Annotated in this window: 17 protein-coding genes; 15 read left to right on the plus strand and 2 right to left on the minus strand. The window is 69.4% G+C overall.

The window, feature by feature from the left end:
* From ABS64_RS04605 to serA, 8 genes are all read left to right on the plus strand, one after another.
* Nucleotides 1–235 (plus strand): dihydroxy-acid dehydratase (locus tag ABS64_RS04605; RefSeq protein WP_292681322.1); only part of this gene is annotated, 235 nt, incomplete at its 5' end.
* 60 nt (nucleotides 236–295) lie between these two features.
* Nucleotides 296–2,095 (plus strand): acetolactate synthase large subunit, encoded by a 1,800-nt coding sequence (locus ABS64_RS04610; protein WP_036290479.1) that lies wholly within the window; start codon nucleotides 296–298, stop codon nucleotides 2,093–2,095.
* A gap of 1 nt (nucleotide 2,096) precedes the next feature.
* A complete protein-coding gene (gene ilvN / locus ABS64_RS04615) occupies nucleotides 2,097–2,606 on the plus strand; it encodes an acetolactate synthase small subunit (RefSeq protein WP_036290481.1) in 510 nt (169 codons plus the stop codon).
* 71 nt (nucleotides 2,607–2,677) lie between these two features.
* A complete protein-coding gene (gene ilvC, locus ABS64_RS04620) occupies nucleotides 2,678–3,703 on the plus strand; it encodes a ketol-acid reductoisomerase (protein ID WP_292681335.1) in 1,026 nt (341 codons plus the stop codon).
* Between the two features lie 104 nt (nucleotides 3,704–3,807).
* Complete coding sequence (locus ABS64_RS04625; protein WP_292681337.1) at nucleotides 3,808–4,533, plus strand: copper homeostasis protein CutC; 726 nt, start codon at nucleotides 3,808–3,810, stop codon at nucleotides 4,531–4,533.
* Complete coding sequence (locus ABS64_RS04630; protein ID WP_005050120.1) at nucleotides 4,530–5,045, plus strand: hypothetical protein; 516 nt, start codon at nucleotides 4,530–4,532, stop codon at nucleotides 5,043–5,045. Before ABS64_RS04625 ends, ABS64_RS04630 begins: the two co-directional genes overlap by 4 nt.
* Nucleotides 5,042–5,395 (plus strand): hypothetical protein, encoded by a 354-nt coding sequence (locus ABS64_RS04635; protein WP_005050122.1) that lies wholly within the window; start codon nucleotides 5,042–5,044, stop codon nucleotides 5,393–5,395. Before ABS64_RS04630 ends, ABS64_RS04635 begins: the two co-directional genes overlap by 4 nt.
* A gap of 104 nt (nucleotides 5,396–5,499) precedes the next feature.
* The gene (serA, locus tag ABS64_RS04640; RefSeq protein WP_288119313.1) at nucleotides 5,500–7,104 is read left to right on the plus strand and encodes a phosphoglycerate dehydrogenase; all 1,605 of its coding nucleotides are present in this window, start codon (nucleotides 5,500–5,502) and stop codon (nucleotides 7,102–7,104) included.
* 134 nt (nucleotides 7,105–7,238) lie between these two features.
* Here the strand turns inward: serA and ABS64_RS04645 are convergent, their stop codons facing one another.
* Nucleotides 7,239–7,781, minus strand: coding sequence for a TetR/AcrR family transcriptional regulator (locus ABS64_RS04645; protein WP_005050126.1), 543 nt, complete (start codon nucleotides 7,779–7,781; stop codon nucleotides 7,239–7,241).
* Between the two features lie 64 nt (nucleotides 7,782–7,845).
* On the opposite strand from ABS64_RS04645, the gene ABS64_RS04650 reads away from it, so the two are divergent.
* The 5 genes from ABS64_RS04650 to ABS64_RS04670 all read left to right on the plus strand — a co-directional run bounded on the left by ABS64_RS04650 (nucleotide 7,846) and on the right by ABS64_RS04670 (nucleotide 13,693).
* A complete protein-coding gene (locus ABS64_RS04650) occupies nucleotides 7,846–9,396 on the plus strand; it encodes an MFS transporter (RefSeq protein WP_288119322.1) in 1,551 nt (516 codons plus the stop codon).
* 68 nt (nucleotides 9,397–9,464) lie between these two features.
* Nucleotides 9,465–10,517, plus strand: a complete 1,053-nt coding sequence (locus ABS64_RS04655; RefSeq protein WP_292681343.1) for a 3-isopropylmalate dehydrogenase — start codon at nucleotides 9,465–9,467, stop codon at nucleotides 10,515–10,517.
* A 49-nt stretch (nucleotides 10,518–10,566) separates the two neighbouring features.
* On the plus strand, nucleotides 10,567–11,697 hold the full coding sequence (locus ABS64_RS04660) for a branched-chain amino acid aminotransferase (protein WP_016465001.1): 1,131 nt from the start codon (nucleotides 10,567–10,569) through the stop codon (nucleotides 11,695–11,697).
* Nucleotides 11,694–12,461 carry a fumarylacetoacetate hydrolase family protein gene (locus ABS64_RS04665; protein ID WP_292681347.1) on the plus strand — a complete coding sequence of 256 codons (768 nt, stop codon included), beginning with the start codon at nucleotides 11,694–11,696 and terminating at the stop codon, nucleotides 12,459–12,461. The genes ABS64_RS04660 and ABS64_RS04665 overlap by 4 nt, the downstream gene beginning before the upstream one ends.
* 17 nt (nucleotides 12,462–12,478) lie before the next feature.
* Nucleotides 12,479–13,693, plus strand: a complete 1,215-nt coding sequence (locus ABS64_RS04670; protein WP_292681499.1) for an MFS transporter — start codon at nucleotides 12,479–12,481, stop codon at nucleotides 13,691–13,693.
* A gap of 361 nt (nucleotides 13,694–14,054) precedes the next feature.
* On the opposite strand, the gene ABS64_RS04675 is transcribed toward ABS64_RS04670, so the two are convergent.
* Nucleotides 14,055–15,116 (minus strand): aminotransferase class V-fold PLP-dependent enzyme, encoded by a 1,062-nt coding sequence (locus tag ABS64_RS04675; RefSeq protein ID WP_005050140.1) that lies wholly within the window; start codon nucleotides 15,114–15,116, stop codon nucleotides 14,055–14,057.
* 48 nt (nucleotides 15,117–15,164) lie between these two features.
* Here ABS64_RS04675 and ABS64_RS04680 point away from each other — a divergent pair, with 48 nt between their 5' ends.
* Both ABS64_RS04680 and gltX read left to right on the plus strand, forming a co-directional pair.
* On the plus strand, nucleotides 15,165–16,127 hold the full coding sequence (locus tag ABS64_RS04680; protein WP_005050142.1) for a LysR family transcriptional regulator: 963 nt from the start codon (nucleotides 15,165–15,167) through the stop codon (nucleotides 16,125–16,127).
* A 96-nt stretch (nucleotides 16,128–16,223) separates the two neighbouring features.
* Nucleotides 16,224–17,738 (plus strand): glutamate--tRNA ligase, encoded by a 1,515-nt coding sequence (gene gltX, locus ABS64_RS04685; protein ID WP_005050143.1) that lies wholly within the window; start codon nucleotides 16,224–16,226, stop codon nucleotides 17,736–17,738.

Here is a 17,738-nt window from a genome sequence, read left to right on the forward strand (position 1 = left end):
CATCGGCCACATAGCACCCGAAGCGGTGGACGCAGGTCCCATCGCCTTCGTGCGCGATGGTGATCTGATACGGGTCGATATCGCGGCTCGCACTCTCGACCTACTCGTCGACGACGCAGAGCTGAACTCCCGCCGTGACGGCTGGGAGCCGCTTCCCCCGCGCTACACCCGTGGCGTTCTGGCCAAGTACTCGAAACTCGTGCGCTCCGCAGCGGAGGGCGCGACGACCGGCTGAGGCCGTGACTCCCAGGGCGGGAAGCCGCCCTCACACGCATCTGACACCCGAGGTACCACTATGTCTCTCGACACCGCGGCCGTGCCGCGACCACCCGCCCGCGGAGCTGCTGCTCCGGTGATGACCGGAGCCCAGGCCGTCGTCCGATCCCTCGACATGCTCGGGGTCACAGACGTCTTCGGTCTGCCCGGCGGCGCCATCATGCCGGTCTACGACCCCCTGATGGACGATGAGGCGGTGCGCCACATCCTCGTCCGCCACGAGCAGGGCGCCGGTCACGCGGCCGAAGGGTACGCCGCGGCATCCGGCCGCACCGGCGTCGCGATCGCGACGTCCGGTCCCGGCGCGACCAACCTCGTCACCGCCATCGCCGATGCCTACATGGACTCGGTGCCCCTCGTCTGCATCACGGGCCAGGTGTTCAGCCACCTCATGGGCACCGACGCCTTCCAGGAGGCGGACATCGTCGGCATCACGATGCCGATCACCAAGCACTCCTTCCTCGTCAAGAGCGCCGAGGAGATCCCCGGCGCGATCGCTGCGGCGTTCGAGATCGCCTCCACGGGGCGCCCCGGTCCCGTCCTGGTCGACATCACGAAGGATGCGCAGCAGGCCTCGGCGCCGTTCGTGTGGCCCCCGAAGATCGAGCTGCCCGGCTACCGCCCGGTCACGAAGGCGCACGGCAAGCAGATCCAGGCGGCGGCGCAGCTGATCGCGCACGCCAAGAAGCCCGTGCTGTACGTCGGCGGCGGCGTCATCCGCGCGGGTGCGGCGGCGGAGCTGCGCGTGTTCGCCGAAGCGACCGGCGCCCCCGTCGTGACGACGCTGATGGCGCGCGGAGCGTTCCCCGACTCGCACCCGCAGAACCTCGGCATGCCCGGTATGCACGGCACGGTCCCGGCGGTGCTCGCGCTGCAGGAGTCCGATCTCATCGTCGCGCTGGGTGCCCGCTTCGACGACCGCGTGACCGGAAAGGCCGACGAGTTCGCTCCGAACGCGCAGGTCGTGCACGTCGACATCGATCCGGCGGAGATCTCGAAGATCCGCACGGCCGACGTGCCGATCGTGGGGGATCTGAAGGAAGTGCTCGTCGACCTGGATGCCGCGTTCCAGAGCGCCCGCGTCGACCACACGCCCGACATCGCGGAGTGGTGGGCCTACCTCGACGGTCTGGTCACCGAGTTCCCGCTGGGTTACGCCGAGCCCGAGGACGGCCTGCTCGCGCCGCAGTACGTCATCAAGCGCATCGGCGAGCTCACCGGACCCGAGGCCGTCTACGCGGCGGGCGTCGGCCAGCACCAGATGTGGGCCGCGCAGTTCATCAGCTACGAGCGGCCCAACGCATGGCTCAACTCCGGTGGAGCCGGAACGATGGGCTACTCGGTGCCGGCCGCCATGGGCGCGAAGGTCGCCGAGCCCGACCGTGTCGTGTGGGCCATCGACGGCGACGGCTGCTTCCAGATGACCAATCAGGAACTGGCGACGTGCGTCCTGAACGACATCCCGATCAAGGTCGCGATCATCAACAACTCGAGTCTCGGCATGGTGCGCCAGTGGCAGACGCTGTTCTTCGCGGGCCGTCACTCCAACACCGACCTCAACACCGGTCACGGCACGGTACGCGTGCCCGACTTCGTGAAGCTCGCCGACGCCTACGGCTGCCTCGGCATCCGCGTCGAGAAGATCGAAGAGGTGGATGCCGCCATCACGCTGGCACTGGAGACGAACGACCGGCCCGTCGTCATCGACTTCGTCGTGTCGGCCGACGCGATGGTGTGGCCGATGGTGCCGCAGGGCGTGAGCAACAGCTTCGTGCAGTATGCCCGCGACCATGCGCCCAGCTTCGACGGGGAGGACTGAGATGAGCCGTCATGTCCTGAGTCTTCTGGTCGAGAACAAGCCGGGTCTGCTGACGCGGGTGGCCGGCCTGTTCGCGCGCCGCGGCTTCAACATCGAGTCGCTCGCGGTGGGTGTCACCGAGGTGCCCGGCCTGTCGCGCATCACGGTCGTCGTCGACGTCGAGGAGCTGCCGCTCGAGCAGGTGACCAAGCAGCTGAACAAGCTGATCAACGTCATCAAGATCGTCGAGCTGGAGCCGGCGGCATCCGTGCAACGCGAGCACATGCTCATCAAGGTGCGCGCCGACAATCAGACGCGCTCCAACGTGATCGAGGTCGTGAACCTGTTCCGCGCCTCGGTCGTCGACTACGCGACCGACGCCCTCGTTGTCGAGGTGACCGGCGATCGCGGCAAGATCGACGCCATCCTCCGCGCCCTCGAGCCCTTCGGCATCAAGGAGCTCGCCCAGTCGGGTCTGCTCGCGATCGGCCGCGGCGGCAAGTCCATCACCGAGCGCGTCCTGCGCGGCTGACACCTTCGCGGGCGTTTCGACTCGCTGCGCTCGCTCAACGACCGGAAAGAAACCAAGGAGAAACACACACCATGGCTGAGATCTTCTACGACTCCGACGCCGACCTGTCCGTCATCCAGAACAAGAAGGTCGCGATCGTCGGCTACGGCTCGCAGGGTCACGCGCACGCGCAGAACCTCCGTGACTCGGGCGTCGAGGTCGTCATCGCGCTGAAGGACGGCTCGAAGTCGATCGCGAAGGCCCAGGAGGACGGCTTCGAGGTGAAGAACGTCGCCGACGCCACCGCGTGGGCCGACCTGATCATGATCCTCGCGCCCGACCAGCACCAGCGCGGCATCTACAGCGAGAGCATCCTGCCGAACCTGTCGGCCGGCAAGACCCTCGCCTTCGCCCACGGCTTCAACATCCGCTTCGGCTACATCGACGCCCCCGAGGGGGTCGACGTGATCCTCGTCGCCCCGAAGGCGCCGGGTCACACCGTGCGCCGCGAGTTCGTCGCCGGTCGCGGCATCCCGGACATCATCGCCGTCGAGCGCGACGCCTCTGGCCAAGCCTGGGCGACGGCGCTCTCGTACGCGAAGGCGATCGGCGGCACGCGCGCCGGCGTCATCAAGACCACGTTCACCGAAGAGACCGAGACCGACCTGTTCGGTGAGCAGGCCGTGCTCTGCGGTGGCGTGTCGCAGCTCGTCCAGTACGGTTTCGAGACGCTGACCGAGGCCGGTTATCAGCCGCAGATCGCCTACTTCGAGGTGCTGCACGAGCTCAAGCTCATCGTCGACCTCATGTGGGAGGGCGGCATCGCCAAGCAGCGCTGGTCGGTCTCCGACACCGCCGAGTACGGCGACTACGTCTCGGGCCCGCGCGTCATCGACCCGCGCGTCAAGGAGAACATGCAGGGCGTTCTCGCCGACATCCAGTCCGGCGCGTTCGCGGAGCGCTTCATCGGCGACCAGGATGCCGGAGCTCCCGAGTTCCAGGAGCTGCGTGCGAAGGCCGCCGCCCACCCGATCGAGGCCGTCGGCAAGGACCTGCGCGCCCTGTTCGCGTGGAAGCAGCAGGACGCCGACTACACCGAGGGCTCCGCCGCGCGCTGACCTCGTCCAGACCCTCGGCACACCCGCCGAGCAGGCTTGCGAAAGCCGTACCGGCCCGGCCCCCACACAAGGGGGCCGGGCCTTTCGCTTGCTAGCGTGACGGCATGACCGTCGCGTTGGAGATCGCCGTTCAGGATGCCGCGGGCGCCCGCGCCGCCATCGCCGCCGGAGCGGACCGCCTGGAGCTGTGTCAGGCCCTTGCCGTCGGCGGACTCACGCCCTCGATCGCGTTGGTGGAGACGGCCGTCGCCGCCGTGGGCGGGGACCGCGTCAACGTGCTCGTGCGCCCTCGCGCAGGTGGCTTCGTCTACGACGGCGACGAGATCACCCTCGTCGCGGCGGACATCCGGGCAGCGATCGCCGCGGGCGCAGCCGGTGTCGTCGTCGGTGCGCTGACCGACGACGGGCAGGTCGACGCGCAGGCGCTGCGCAGGTGGAGGGCCGCCGCAGGCGACAGCACGCTCGTGTTTCACCGCGCGATCGACGCGGCCCCTTCACCGCTCGCCGTCCTCGACGAGCTCGCGGCGATCGGCGTCGATCGCGTGCTGACCTCGGGCGGCGCCGCCCGCTCCGTCGACGGCACGGATATGCTGCGACGCCTGGTTGCGGCGGACACCGGTATCGAGATCATGGCCGGCGGCGGCATCCGCGTCGGCGACATCGCGCGCATCGTTGCCGTGGGCGTCGACGCCGTGCATCTGTCCGCCCGCGCCGTCGCCGGTCTCGACGTGCCGTCGGGGCCCGGGGGAGGAGCGGGCGGCCACGACGTCACCGACCCGGTCGTGGTGGCGGCGGCCGAGGCCGCCGTCCGCAGTACGCTTTCGGGGTGAGCACGCCACGTGATGACGACGCCCTGAGCTGGGACGGCGACGATGACCCCACTCTCGAGGTGGGCCACCGACCCACCGCCGAGCCGGTGACCGCCCCGACGGTCGCGCCCGAGCCGGCCGTGCTTCCCGACGGATTCACGGCCGTCGGCAAGGGCAGCACCACCGTCGGCCACATCGATGCGGACGGCACCGTCACGATGCCCGACGCGCCGACGCAGATGTCGAATGCGATGCTCGTGACCCTCGGCATCCTCGCCGGCGCTTACCTGCTGTTCACCATCGGCTGGATCATCGGCGGGTTGCGTCTGCGGGGCACGGCAGAGTTCCTCGTCAGCCCGGTCGGGTACGCGGCCGCCCTGTGGCTCGCCGTCGCGGCGGCGCCGGTGTGGTTCCTCACGGTGTTCGTCCTCACCCGCGCCGCGAAGGCCTGGGTGCGCGTCCTGCTGCTGGTCGGCGGTCTCGCCCTGCTCGTACCGTGGCCGTTCATCCTCGTCGGGGCGGTGGGACGATGACCACGAACGCCCCCACGCCCTCCCGCACGCGTGCCCTGCCCACCTGGCTGATCGTCGCCATCTCCGTCGTGTTCGTTCTGTTCTACGCGTACTTCGTGTGGAACGCCGTCGGCTTCCTCTCGCAGGCCGCATCGGGCGCTCAGCCGCTGAACGCCTACGGCTGGTTCGTGCTGCTGCTGTCGGTCGTCTTCCCGCTGATCGCGTTCGGCGTCGCCTTCGCCGTCGGTTGGCGGCGGACGTGGTGGGAGTTCGCCCTCGTCCTCATCACCGGTCTGTGTGTCGTGGCGGTGTTCTGGCTGAACATCCTGACCTACACCGTGGGGCCGTCCGGCTCGTCGATGCTCGGCTGATCCCACGCTTTTGCCCGGCCGTCATACGGTCGGGGGCAGGGGGGTCTGACCGGTAGGCTGGCATCCTTCCACCCGCTCCGATCCTGCGCAAAGGTCCTGCCGCTGTGTCCAAGCCTGTCGTCCTCATCGCCGAAGAACTCTCACCCGCCACGATCGATGCCCTGGGGCCGGACTTCGATGTCCGTCAGGTCGACGGCACCGACCGTCCCGCGCTCCTGTCGGCTCTGGCCGACGCCCACGCCATCCTGATCCGATCGGCGACGAAGGTGGATGCCGAGGCGATCGCAGCGGCTCCAATACTCAAGGTCGTCGCGCGTGCCGGCGTCGGACTCGACAACGTCGACATCAAGGCCGCCACGGCCGCGGGGGTCATGGTCGTCAACGCGCCGACCTCCAACATCATCTCGGCGGCCGAGCTGACGATCGGGCACATCCTGAGCCTTGCCCGTCACATCCCCGCCGCTCACGCGTCGCTGGCCGCCGGCGCCTGGAAGCGCAGCTCGTTCACGGGCACGGAGGTCTTCGAGAAGACCGTGGGCATCATCGGTCTCGGCCGCATCGGCGCCCTCATCGCCGCTCGTCTGCAGGCATTCGGCGTGAGGGTCGTGGCGTACGACCCGTATGTCACGCCGACGCGCGCCCAGCAGCTCGGCGTCACGCTCCTGAGCCTCGATGACCTGCTCGCGCAGAGTGACTTCATCACGATCCACATGCCGAAGACGCCCGAGACGACCGGCATGATCGGCGCGGCGCAGTTCGCGCGCATGAAGCCGACCGCGTACGTCGTCAACGTCGCGCGCGGTGGACTCATCGACGAGGAGGCGCTCTACACGGCGTTGACCACGGGGGAGATCGCCGGCGCCGGACTCGACGTGTTCACGAGCGAGCCCCCGAAGCCCGACGGCACCGCGTTCCCGCTGCTGTCGCTTCCGAACGTCGTGGTGACCCCGCACCTGGGCGCGTCGACCGACGAGGCGCAGGAGAAGGCCGGCATCTCCGTCGCCCGATCGGTCAAACTCGCCCTCGAAGGCGACCTCGTGCCCGATGCGGTTAACGTCGCCGGTGGAGTCATCGACCCGTTCGTGCGTCCCGGCATCGCTCTCGTCGAGCAGCTCGGTCAGGTATTCTCCGGCCTTGCGACCAGCGCCCTCACGAGCCTGGACATCGAGGTGCGCGGCGAGCTCGCCGCCTACGACGTCAGCGTCTACCGCCTCGCGGCGCTGAAGGGCATCTTCACGAAGATCGTCAGCGAGAACGTGTCCTACGTGAACGCGCCGTTGTTCGCCGAGCAGCGCGGCATCGAGACCCGTCTGATCGTCGAGGCCGACAGCCCGCTCTATCGCAACATCACGATTCTGCGCGGCACGCTGTCGGACGGAACGGTGCTCGAGGTTGCGGGAACCCTGGCCGGAACCCGCATGGTCCCCAAGATCGTCGGCATCAACGGCTACGAGATCGAGGTTCCGATCGAGAAGCACCACATCCTCATGCGCTACGCAGACCGCCCCGGCATCGTCGCGATCTACGGCCAGAAGCTGGGGGAGGCGGGCATCAACATCGCCGGTCTGTTCGTCGCTCAGCCCGACGCCTCGGGCCGTGCGCTCTCGGTTCTCACGGTCGACCAGCCCGTGCCGGACGCGATCCTCGACGACACGCGACAGGCGATCGGCGCCGACCTCTTCCGCCAGCTGGAGATCGTCGGAGCCTGACGTCGCGGCGCGGGGTTTCGGGGCGCCGCGGCATCCCGTCGTCGAGCCGCCATGATTCCTCCGAACCGCTATGGTTTAGCGCGCAAAACCATAGCGGTTCGACGAGAACGTGGCGGCTCGGCGGGATGCGGGGGTCAGCGGACGGCGCGCTCGACCAGGGCGACCAGCGCCTTCAGCGCGTCGCCGCGGGGGACCGGTCCGGGGATCGATCCGCCCGACAGGGCGTTGTTGAAGTACAGGCCGTCGCCGACGAGCATCACGAGATCGAGCGCCGCGCCCTCGGGGGCGTAGGGACGCAGCGCGTCAGCCCACTTCTCCCGCACCTCCCGCAATGCCTCGGCGGCGTGGCCGTTGCCGCCCTGCGCGAGGCGCGAGGTGGCGAGGATGACGCGGTCGATCGGGTCGTTCGACATGACGGATGAATGCAGATAGTGGGCGATGGGGCCGCCCGGGTAGCTCGACATCGCCGCGACGTCCTCGTCGACGAGGGTCTGGAGGCGTTCGATCAGGCCCGCCTCGAGCATCTCCTTCGAGGCGAAGTGGTAGAGCAGGCCACCTTTGGAGACCCCGGCTGCGCGCGCCGTGGCATCCATCGTCGCCGCGCGTTCACCCTCGTCCACGAGGATCGCCTCGAAGGCGTCGAGCACCTTCTCGCGGGCCAGGGGAGGGCGACTCATGGTGTCGATCGTATCGAGCGCTCGGAGTCCATGTCTGTTACTATACCGGCTGGACGGTTTATAAATGATGACACTGACTGAAGAGATCACCCTGGCCGAGTCGAACGGCAAGCGGGTCGGATGGCGCGGCTGGCTCGCACTGATCGTGCTGATGCTGCCGGTTCTGCTCGTTTCCGTGGACAACACGGTGCTGAGCTTCGCCCTGCCCGATATCGCTCTGAGCCTGAATCCCTCCAGCGCCCAGCAGCTGTGGATCATCGACGCCTACCCGCTTGTGCTGGCGGGGCTGCTGGTGACGATGGGCACGCTCGGCGACCGGTTCGGACGTCGACGGATGCTGCTGATCGGTGCGACGGGCTTCGCCGCCGTGTCCGTGCTGGCCGCCTTCGCTCCCAGCGCAGCCTGGCTGATCGCGGCTCGCGCGGGAATGGGCGTGTTCGGCGCGATGCTCATGCCGTCGACGCTGTCTCTGCTGCGCAGCATCTTCACCGACCGCGACCAACGCCGTATGGCGATCGCGGTGTGGGCGTCGATGTTCTCCGCCGGAGCGGCCCTGGGACCGATCGTCGGCGGCATCCTGCTCGAGCACTTCGCCTGGGGCTCGGTGTTCCTCATGTCGGTTCCGGTGCTCGTCCCGCTGCTGATCCTGGCGCCGCTGCTGGTTCCCGAGAGTCGCGATCCGCGTCCGGGCCGCATCGACCCGGTCAGCATCGCCTTGTCGATGCTGACGATGGTGCCGATCGTCTACGCGATCAAGGAGGTCGCGGTGCACGGCTTCGGGGTGCTGCCGGTGGTGCTGACGGCGGCCGGGTTCGGCTTCGGGGTCGCATTCGTGCGCCGCCAGCTCGCCTCGGAGCAGCCCATGCTCGACATGCGACTGTTCGCGCGCGGCACCTTCAGCGGCGCGCTGCTGGTGAACCTCCTCAGCGTTGTGTCCCTCGTCGGCTTCCTCTACTTCGTCGCGCAGCATCTGCAGCTGATCGTCGGCCTGTCGCCGATGGACGCAGGATTCGCTTTGGTGCCCGGCATGGCTGCGATGATCGTCGCCGGTCTTCTCGTCGTCCCGATCGCGCGGCGCGTCTCGGCGCGCGTGGTCGTGCCGGTCGCGCTGACGTTCTCGGTCGTGGCCTACCTGCTCGTCCCCGGCGCGGTCGGCGACGGCGCCCTGGCCCTGCTGATCGCCGCCTTCGTCCTGCTCGGCATCGGCATCGGTGCCGCCGAGACGGTGTCGAACGAGCTCATTCTCGCCAGTGCACCTCCCGCCAAGGCCGGAGCGGCCAGCGCCGTGTCGGAGACGGCCTACGAGCTGGGCGCCGTCTTGGGCACGGCGGTGCTCGGCGGCATCCTGACGGCGGCCTATCGAACCGGCATCGTGCTTCCGGCGGGGGTCGAAGGGGCGGCGGCGGATGCCGCGCGCGAGACCTTGGCAGGGGCGATGACGGTCGCGGGCTCACTCGACGGCGCCACCGCCGATGCGCTGCGCGCGGCGGCCGCACACGCCTTCGACGCGGGCGTCGGCATCACCGCGGTGATCGGAGCCGTGCTCGTCGCCATCGCCGCGGTCATCGCGGCCACTACGCTGAAAGGGTCCCGCAGCGCCCACGTCGATCACTGATCGTCCCGACGGACATCGACACCGACGGCGCCGCGCATGCCCGAGTACGAGCAGTGTCGAGGAGTTCCATGTCGCGTGTCATCAAGCTGGCCGTCATTCCGGGTGACGGCATCGGTCCCGAGGTCGTCGCAGAGGCGGAAAAGGTGCTCGATGCCGTGACCGCGGCATCCGAGGTCACCTTCGACAAGACACGCTTCTCGCTCGGCGCCGCGCGCTACCTCGACACGGGCGACACGCTCACCGACGATGATCTCGCCGCCGTCGCGGCGCACGACGCGATCCTCCTCGGTGCCGTCGGAGGTGTGCCGGGCGATCCACGTCTGAAGGACGCGAACATCGAGCGCGGACTGCTCCTGAAGCTGCGCTTCTCGCTCGACCACTACGTCAACCTCCGCCCGTCCAAGCTGTATCCGGGTGCGCCCGGGCCGCTCGCCGATCCCGGGCAGATCGACTTCGTGGTCGTTCGGGAAGGTACGGAGGGCCCCTACGTCGGCAACGGCGGATCGATCCGCACCGGTACGCCGCACGAGGTGGCCAACGAGACCTCGGTCAACACGGCCTTCGGCATCGAGCGCGTCGTGCGCTACGCCTTCGCCCAGGCGGAGCGCCGACGCCAGAAGGTGACGCTCGTGCACAAGACGAACGTCCTCGTTCACGCCGGCGGCATGTGGAAACGGATCGTGGATGCCGTGGCGTCGGAGCACCCCGAGGTGACCGTAGACTATGTGCACATCGACGCGGCCACCATCTATCTGGTCACAAACCCGGGCCGCTTCGACGTGATCGTCACCGACAACCTCTTCGGAGACATCCTCACCGACTTGGCCGGCGCCGTCACCGGAGGCATCGGCCTCGCCGCTTCGGGGAACATCAACCCCGACGGCGCGTTCCCCTCGATGTTCGAGCCCGTGCACGGCTCGGCGCCGGACATCGCAGGACAGCAGAAGGCCGATCCCACGGCCGCGATCCTCTCCGTCGCCCTCATGCTCGACCATCTCGGGCTCGCCGACGAAGCCGCACGCGTCACCCGCGCCGTCGAGGAGGACATCGCCCACAGGGGCTCCGCACCCCGCACCACCACTCAGGTCGGCGACGCCATCGTCGCTGCAGTCCAGGCGTAGCCTGGAACCGCCGCACGCACGCCGACCGCTCACACCCTCAGGACACGACATGAGCCTCACCTACGAACCCGACGCCGGACTTGCCCCTCTGGAGTTCGCGGTCACCCGCAACCTCGCCGCGAAGTCGGCGGCGGAACGCGAGCAGCTGCTCGCCGACCCCGCCTTCGGCACGACCTTCACCGACCACATGGTCGACATCTGCTGGTCGGTGCGCGGCGGATGGCACCGCCCGCGCGTGCAGCCCTACGGCCCGCTCTCGCTCGACCCTGCCGCGGCGGTGCTGCATTACGGGCAGGAGATCTTCGAGGGCATCAAGGCGTATCGTCACGCCGACGGCTCGGTCTGGACCTTCCGACCCGATCAGAACGGCCGTCGCCTGCAGCGCAGCGCACGGCGTCTGGCGCTTCCCGAGCTGCCGGTGGAGTACTTCGTCGAGTCGCTCAAGGCTCTCATCGCCGTCGACGGCGCGTGGGTACCCGCCGGCGCCGACCAGAGCCTGTACCTGCGCCCGTTCATGTTCGCCAAGGAGGCGTTCCTGGGCGTGCGTCCGGCGAACAAGGTCGGCTACTACGTGATCGCCTCGCCGGTGGGCGCGTACTTCAAGGGCGGCGCGAAGCCGGTGTCGATCTGGCTCAGCGAGGACTACGCACGCGCGGGCAAGGGGGGCACGGGCGCGGCGAAGACGGGTGGGAACTACGCCGCGAGTCTGCTGCCGCAGGCGGAGGCCTACGAGCAGGGCTGCGACCAGGTCGTCTTCCTCGACCAGGACCGCAACGTGGAAGAGCTCGGCGGCATGAACGTCGTGTTCGTCTACAAGGACGGCACGATCGTCACGCCGCAGTCGGACTCGATCCTCGAGGGCATCACCCGTGACTCGATCCTGCAGCTGGCCGCCGACCGCGGTCACAAGATCGAGGGTCGTGCGGTGTCGATCGACGAGTGGCGTTCGGGCGTGGCCTCCGGCGACATCGTCGAGGTGTTCGCGTGCGGCACCGCCGCTGTGGTCGCTCCGATCGGTGTGCTGAAGGGGCGCGAGTTCGTCGACGAGCAGCCTCTCGGCCCGCTCGCACAGTCGCTGCGCGACGAGCTCACCGACATCCAGTACGGGCGCCGCGAAGACACGCACGGCTGGCTCGTGCGCCTCGACGCGCCGGAGAGCGACGCGGAGCCGGCGGCGTGAGGGTCGTCCGCTTCAGCCACAACGACGCGATCCGCTTCGGCATCGTCGACGAGACCGAGCTGGTCGTCTTGGCCGGAGACCCGCTGTTCGCGGGTTTCGAGACGACGGGGGAGCGTGTGCCTCTCGGCGAGGTCGCGCTGCTCGCACCGGTCATCCCGCGCTCGAAGATCGTGTGCGTCGGCAAGAACTACCGCGACCACGCCGCCGAGATGGGCGGCGAGGCGCCCGAGGCGCCCCTGCTGTTCCTCAAGCCGAACACGGCCGTCATCGGTCCCGGCGACGCGATCGTGCGGCCGCCGCAGTCCGAGCGCACGGACTTCGAGGGCGAGCTTGCGGTCGTCATCGGTCGTGTGGCCAAGAACGTCCCGGCATCCGCGGCGCTGGACTACGTGTTCGGCTACACCATCGGCAACGACGTGACGGCACGCGACCTGCAGAAGTCGGACGGCCAGTGGGCGCGGGCCAAGGGATTCGACACGTTCTGCCCGCTCGGACCGGCGATCGAGACCGAGTTCGAACTGGACGCCGGTGCGCGCATCGTGACGCGGGTCGACGGGGAGGTGCGCCAGGACGGCCCGATCTCCGACATGGTGCATTCCGTGCCGGACATCATCGCGTACGCGTCGGCGGCCTTCACCCTGCTGCCGGGCGACGTGATCCTCACCGGGACGCCCGCCGGCATCGGCCCGTTCGAAGCGGGCCAGACCGTCGAGGTCGAGATCACGGGACTCGGAACGCTCCGCAACACCGCGCGAAACGCGTGACCGACACGGCGCCGGCGATGGATGCTGCCGCGGTCGCGAGGATCCAGCGGCGCACCGTCACCGTCCTCGCCGCCGGGCAGGTGCTGGGCGGCATCGCGTTCGGCGCGACGGTTTCGCTCGGCGCGCTGCTGGCGGCGGATCTGTCGGGCAATGAGGCGCTGTCGGGGCTGGCGACGGCATCCGTGACCTTGGGTGCTGCCCTGTGCGCCATCCCGCTCGCGCGCCTGGCGGGGCGGCGGGGGCGGCGGGTGGCCCTGACGCTCGGCAACCTCTTGGCACTGATCGGCATCGCGGTCGTGATCAGCGCCGCGGCCGCGCGTAGCTTTCCGCTGCTGATCGTGGGCGTGGTGCTCATCGGCGCCGGCAACGCGGGCAACCTGCAGTCGCGCTTCGCTGCGACGGACCTGGCGCCGGCTGCGCGCCGCGGGCGCGACCTCGGCACCGTCGTCTGGGCGACGACCGTCGGCGGTGTACTGGGTCCGCTGCTCCTGACGCCGGGAGAGGCCGTCGGCGCCGCGCTGCGGATGCCGCCGCTCACCGGCTCCTACGCGTTCTCGATCGTGGCGCAGCTGATCGCTTTCGCGCTCTACCTCGCGGCACTGCGGCCCGACCCGCTGCTGCTGGCACAGCGTCTGGCGCGCAGCGGCGATGCGCAGCGTGAGCACATCGACGATCTCGACCGGCCGGTGGCCGCGCGCTACGCGATCTTCGCGGTGGCGGGATCGCACGTGGTGATGGCGTCGGTGATGGCGATGACGCCGATCCATCTGGCGCACCTGGCGCCCGAGCACGTCACACTCGTGGTCGGAACCACGATCGCGCTGCATGTGTTCGGCATGTACGGCTTGTCACCATTGTTCGGCCTACTGGCTGACCGATGGGGACGCATCGCGACGATCCTGCTGGGTCAGGCGGTGCTGGCGGCATCCCTGATCGTGGCGGCGACCATGCCCGATTCGCAGTGGGCGGTGCTGGTCGCGCTGTTCCTCCTCGGCGCGGGGTGGAGCGCCGCGACGGTCTCGGGCGCGGCTCTGCTCACCGAGAGTTCCCCGACGCGTCTCCGGCCGCGGCGACAGGGTCTGAGTGACACGATCATGACCTTCAGCGCCGCCGTCGGCGCCGTGCTCGCCGGCGTCGTCCTGAGCCAGATCGGCTACGGCGGGCTGGCGATGGTCGCCCTGGTGCTGGTGGTGGCAGTCACGGTGCTCTCCCCTTACGCGCGCCGCGGCTGACGCGCCCGGGGTGAAGCGGTTGCTGGGTTGTTGGGGCGGCTTGCGGCGCGGGGCATGCCGAGGAGATGGCGGATGCCGAGGACGATCTGACGCGGAGTGGTCCTCTGATCCCGACATCTCCGCGGAATCGGCGTCGTGCGCACGCCCAGCGCAGCGCGCACGCACAGCGCGTCCAGCCGACGCGGGCGCCGATTTCCGCGCCAGCTCGCCCCGCCTGCGTGCCGTATTCAGTCTGGGCGGTGGCGGCGGGTCTCGGCATCCGCGTGATTCCGCGGGTGCAGGCGATCGGTCCTCGCGCGCAGACTGAATACGGCACGTCCACGCCGTGCGGCGGGGGAGAGACAGCGCCGTCGCTCGGAGGTCAGCGGCCGAGGGCGGTGACGGCTCGCTCGACGTCGTCGTCGTCGTTGAACACGTGGAACGCGACGCGGGCGCGTCCGTTGCGTCCGGATGCCGTGATGCCGGCCGCCTGAAGGCGAGCGAGGTCGGCGCCGTCGGGGTCGACCCAGGTGACGATCGCCGTGGGTGTCTCGGGGTCGTCGAGTCCGGTCTGCGAACGGAACGACGCGGCGAGACCCGTGACATACGCGTGCACCTGGTGCATGTCGACCCGTGCGAATGCGCGCAGCGCGGGCTCGGCGCCGACGAAGGCCTGCCACGCGGGCGAGACATCGAAGCGGCGAGCGGATGCGGCGAGTTCGGCATCGGCGCCGTAGCACGACGACCACGGGTCCTCCCCGGCGTACCACCCCGCCTGAACGGGCGTGAGGGAACGGGCATAGTCCGCGCTGAGCGCCATGAAGGCCACCCCGCGCGGGCAGCACAGCCACTTATAGGCGTGGCAGAGCAGGGCGTCGACGCGCGCGGCGTCGACCGGCATCCATCCGACGGCCTGCGTCGCATCGCACACGACGCGCGCACCGACCGCGCCGGCGGCGTCACAGATCGCATCGAGGTCGGCGACGTCGCCGCACGCCGACTGCACGAGCGAGAAGGCGACGAGGTCGATGTCGTCCGAGATCGCGTCGGCCAATCGCGACAGCGGGGCGGTGCGAACCCGGATGCCGCGGCCGGCGTGCACGAAGGGGAGGACCAGCGACGAGAACTCGTGCTCGGGCACGAGCACCGTTGCCTCGGCAGGCAATGCTGCGATCAGCAGAGACAGCTGCACCGACGTCTGCGAGCCGATCGCGACGCTCGCGGCATCGACGCCCACCAATGACGCGAATGATGCTCGCGATGCCTCGACCGCGCGGCTGTACCCGGCGATGTCGGGGTGCCCCTCGAGATCGGCGGTGACGGCGCGACGGGTGGCGCGCATCGGCAGACCCGCCGTGCACGCGGCGAGGTAGCCCGCGGCCGTGCCGAACTCGGCACGAAGCGCGGTGAGGGGGTCGGCGGGTGCGGCGAGGGCAGTGACCATGCGTCCAGCCTGCCGTCGAGCCATGCATAGATCTACGGCAGGTATTGGATGAAAAACATGCCGTGGGATGATGAATGGGTGAATGACGCCACCCCGGAGTTCGACGTGCAGAGCCTGCGGACCGTGCGGGCCATCGCCGACACCGGCTCCATCACAGCCGCTGCGGCCTCCCTGGGATACAGCCAGCCCGCGATCAGTCAGCATCTGCGCCGGTTGGAGGCTCGTCTGGGTGTCGCGATCGTCGAGAGGGTGGGGCGGGGCGTGCGGCTGACCGAGGCAGGGCGGGTGCTCGCCCGCCACGCGCCGGCCGTCACGCATGCGTTCGACGCGGTCGCGGAAGAACTCGCCGAGCTGAGGGGATTGCGCACCGGCGTCGTTCGTCTGGTCGCCTTCCCTTCGGCATCGCCCGTGCTGGTGCCGCGGTTGCTCGCTTCGCTTGCGGCATCCCATCCCGGTTTGACCCTGACCTACGTGGAGGCGGAGCCCCCGGAGGCGGTGGAGGCGATTCGCGAGGATCGTGCCGACATCGCGCTGACGTTCAGCTACCCCGGGGACCGCGACGATCCGCACGGGTCGAGCGCGCGCGGACTGACGGTGCGCAGTGCCGGGCGTGACGATCTGCTGCTCGTCCTGCCGGCAGGTCACTCCGGCGTCGAGAGCGTCTCCGAGCTGGCTGAGCAGACGTGGATCGCGGGGTGTCCGCGCTGTCGCGGGCACCTCTTGGAACTGTGCGATCGAGCGGGGTTCGACCCGCGCATAGGGTTCGAGACCGACAACGCCGTCGCCGTCGAAGGCCTCGTCGCGCAGGGGCTCGGTGTGGCGACGCTTCCGCGTATGGCGGTGGACTCTTTCCCGACCCTGCCCGGTGTGCAGACGTCGCCGCTCCCGTCGGCGGAGGCGCGCGGACTGCACATCGTCACGGCGCGCGACGCCGAGCGCGTGCCGTCGGTCAGCACGGTTCTCGCTGTGCTGGGTCGCGAACTGGCAGCGGTCGCGGGCGCGCGCTCGTGATGCGGGTCCGGGACGTGACGTCTTGTGGCACCGCGCGGTCGTCGTCACCCGACGGTGACCACAGGGCCACGTCGCCCGCGGCCTAGACTGGGATGGATGTCTGCCGCGATCCATCCCCGAACCACCGCCGCCACCGGAACCGACGTCCGAGTACGGTTCTGCCCTTCGCCGACGGGTCTGCCGCACGTCGGCATGGTCCGCACCGCGCTCTACAACTGGGCCTACGCGCGGCACACCGGCGGCAAGCTGATCTTCCGTGTCGAAGACACCGACGCCGCCCGTGACAGCGAAGAGAGCTACCGGCAGCTCGTCGACGCGCTCACCTGGTTGAAGATCGACTGGGACGAGGGTGTCGAGAAGGGCGGCCCGCATGAGCCTTACCGTCAGTCGCAGCGCCGCGAGATCTACGCCGGAGTTCTCGAGACGCTGATCGCCTCAGGCGCCGTCTACGAGTCGTACTCGACGGCGGAGGAGATCGACGCCCGCAACGAGGCCGCCGGTCGTGCCAAGCAGCTCGGTTACGACAACTTCGACCGTGAGCTCACCGAGGAGCAGAAGGCCGCCTTCCGCGCCGAGGGGCGCGAGCCCGCGTGGCGTCTGCGCGTGCCCGACGAAGACCTCACCTACGTCGACCTGATCCGCGGCGAGGTCACCTTCCCGGCCGGCTCCTTCCCCGACTTCGTCGTCGTCCGCGCCGGCGGCCAGGCGCTCTACACCTTCACGAACCCGGTCGACGACGCACTCATGGGCATCACCCACGTGATCCGCGGCGAAGACCTCATGCCCTCTACCGCGCGTCAGCTCGCGCTCTACGGAGCGCTCATCGACGCCGGCGTCACCGACTTCATGCCCCGATTCGGTCACATGCCCCTGGTCCTCGGCGAGACGGGCAACAAGAAGCTCTCCAAGCGCGACCCGCAGGCCGACCTGTTCCTGCACCGTGAACGCGGCTTCATCCACGAAGGCCTGCTGAACTACCTCGCGCTGCTCGGCTGGTCGATCGCGGCGGATCGGGATGTGTTCTCCCTCGACGAGTTCGTCGCCGCGTTCGACATCGTCGACGTGAACCCCAATCCCGCCCGCTTCGACCAGAAGAAGGCCGAGTCGATCAACGGCGACCATATCCGCATGCTGGATGCCGAGGACTTCGCCGACCGCCTCGTGCCGTATCTGCACGCCGCCGGTCTGATCGAGAACCCCCCGACGGCGGCCCAGCAGACCACCCTCGACGTCTCCGCACCTCTCGTGCAGGAGCGTATGCAGCTGCTCGGCGAGGCTCCGGGGCTGCTGGGGTTCCTGTTCCGTGATGACATCGCCTACGAGGAAGATGCGCTGAAGGGTCTGCCGGCCAATGCGGGGGAGGTGCTCGTGGCATCCGTGGGAGCACTCGAGCTGGTGCCCGAGCACGACTTCACCGCGGCGGCGGTGCAGGACGCGCTGTCGGAGGCACTGATCGACGGTCTCGGGCTGAAGCCGCGGATCGCCTACGGCCCCCTCCGGGTCGCTGTCAGTGGACGACGCGTGTCCCCGCCCCTGTTCGAGTCGATGGAGCTGCTGGGCAAGGCAGAGTCGGTGCGCCGCCTCGGCGCGCTGGTTCAGTACCTCGGCTGA

The sequence above is a fragment of the Microbacterium sp. SCN 69-37 genome (assembly GCF_001724435.1).
GTDB classification, from domain to species: Bacteria; Actinomycetota; Actinomycetes; order Actinomycetales; family Microbacteriaceae; genus Microbacterium; species Microbacterium laevaniformans.